Consider the following 2,480-nt stretch of genomic DNA (forward strand, 5'->3'; position numbering starts at 1 on the left):
GTCCGTTGCTACGTTAAAGATATCGTTGCTCTTGCCGAACTGCGTCTAAAGTTTAAAACTCCACATCTATATATTGTGAATGCGGGAAGTTCTGGCTCTCATTGGCTAGAAGCTATGCTGGGTTTTTTGCCAGGCTTCCACAATGGTGGGGAAGTTTATTTGCCCGCTGAAATAAAAAAGTCATTGAAAACTATGGGGGAAAGAGAGGCGCATTTATTTCTAGATGCTCTCTACCTTGTCCATTGTGGTGGAATATATCCAGATATGCTTAGTGCTGCACTAAGTAATTCTGCTCACTTAGCTAATCACCAGCAATTATCTGACTACAGTCGACTTAAAAAAACAGCATTATTATTGCGAGATCCTGTTGATATTGTAATGTCGCGCACTTTTAGGAAGGATGAGTATAAAAATGATGTTGCGCCTGGGGTGGAAGATATAGACTATTTAGAAAAAAACTGTGTTTATTTTGAAGGTTTTTACAATAATATTGACTTTGATAGTTTTGATGTTGTTATTAGGTATGAAGAGCTTAAGCATTCGCCGCTAAGCACTCTGCGCGCACTGGTCTCTACTGTAGGCTTAAATGTTAGTGATGATGAATTAGTCCGAGCTGTTGATCTTACTTCTGAAGAAACAGCGAAAAAAGCAATTGAAAAAGGGGAGGTCCCTGTAACTAATATTTACCTTGATAAGAAAGAAGATGTTAGCTGGGCTAAAAGTTATATTGTTAAGCGCCTTGAGAATATTCGAAGAGAACTTTCATATAGTTGATTGTGGAAACTTAAATTTAGAGCATTTTTGGTAGAGTATTTCGATATGATCCTGTTGCCCGGCAGTAATGCCTTGCTTAAGTGTTGTGTAAATAATCGGCTGGAGAATGCGGTTATGTCTAAAGCGCATCAGTCACATGGTGGTGCGCTTTTTAAACAGCGTAAGATGACACTAGGCCCTTTTAAACCTGTCAACTTCAACAGTTGGGGCGACTGGGAGCAGGATCCCCTTAATAACCGCAGCTGGCAATGGCGGTTGAATTGGCTTTCTTTTTTATCCTATTTGATGGCTTATCATCATGCATCTAAGAATGATGCTGTGTTGGATTTTGCTCGCGAAGCAGTTGAGTCGTGGTTAGATACCTATTTAAAAACCGATACGACGTATCCTTTTGAGTTTATCTGGCACGATCATGCCACTGCACTACGTGCCGAACAGTTGGTGTTGCTAGCTTATTACTGCCGTGACTATGCGCCAGCATGGGCAGCAAAGAACGCTCAGTTTCTAACCTATATTGAAAAGGCTGTCAGGGTACATGGTGAATGGCTAGCCAAGGATAGTTTCTATTCCGAGCATACTAACCACGGGTTGGAGCAAGCCCGAGTGTTGTTATTGCTTGGCACTGTGTTTGAAGGTGAGCAGGCCTTAAAGTGGCAGCAGATTGCTAAGCAGAGAATCAGCAGTGAGTTGGCGTTTTCATTTACGGACGAAGGTGTCCATGTTGAAAATAGCCCTGCCTATCATATTTTTGTCTTCAAAGTTTTTCTTGGCATCATTAAGGATTATCCCGATGAAGTGCTAGGAGGGCTCTCTAGCCAGTTCGATGTATTTGCCCACAAAGCACTGCGTTTTATTACCCATATAATCCGACCCGATGGCCTTTTGCCGCCGATAGGTGATACAGAGCAACTACCTACATCTAATATGTATCGTGATGCTTTCGGCCACATGCCGGAATATCAACATCTATTATATGCGCTGACCAGCGGCAAGCAGGGTGAGCCGTCTGCAGACACTAATGCTGTCTTTCCGCGTTCGGGTTACGCAGTCTTTCGTGATCAGTGGCCGTCTCGGGGGGATTATGCCAATGCGCTTCAGTGCATTATCAAAGTGGGCTGCTCCAGCCGCTATCACCATCAGCAGGATGAAGGGCATATTAGTCTTTATGCGGGTGGTGAAGATTGGCTAATTGACTCAGGTTTATATAACTACAGCGGTAAAGATTCGGTTCGCCGCTATATGCGTAGTCGGGCGGCTCACAATATCCCGCTGGTGTCAGAGGCAGATTATGATGCGGACTTTGGGCATCGCCTGAGTGCCTGGGAAGTAACCGCGTTTGATGATTCGCCCTCTTTTCCATTTGTCGAAATGGCCTTGAAAGTTCTTCCGCAAGTTGATCATCAGCGGCGTGTAGGCCTCAAAGCGGCACAGCATGAACTAAGTGTGGTTGACCGATTCCACTGTGACGATACTCAGCCTCGTGAAGTCACATTGCAGTGGCACTTTCCGCAAGATAAGCAGATCAGTATTCAAGGAAACCGGGCGATCATCAGCAGCGCAACGGGCAGCCAGTTGTTGATGGAGATCCAAGGTGCCCAGCCCGATAGCTTGTCAGTAGTAAAAGGCTGGAAAGGTGAGCGTGTCTTCAGCGCTTTTTCTGTTAAAGCAAACCAGCTTGAGTCTAGTCAGCTATTGCGAGTTGTGTT

Annotated in this window: 2 protein-coding genes; both read left to right on the forward strand. The window is 44.7% G+C overall.

All coding sequences use genetic code 11. From position 1 onward, the window contains the following. Positions 1-774, forward strand: a 774-nt coding sequence (locus AC0UA9_RS17460; RefSeq protein WP_475662018.1) for a hypothetical protein, incomplete at its 5' end; no start/stop codon positions are given. Between the two features lie 114 nt (positions 775-888). After that, the coding region (locus AC0UA9_RS17465; protein WP_475662021.1) for a heparinase II/III domain-containing protein at positions 889-2,480 on the forward strand (1,592 nt) is incomplete at its 3' end.

The organism is Colwellia sp. F1, from assembly GCF_056238625.1.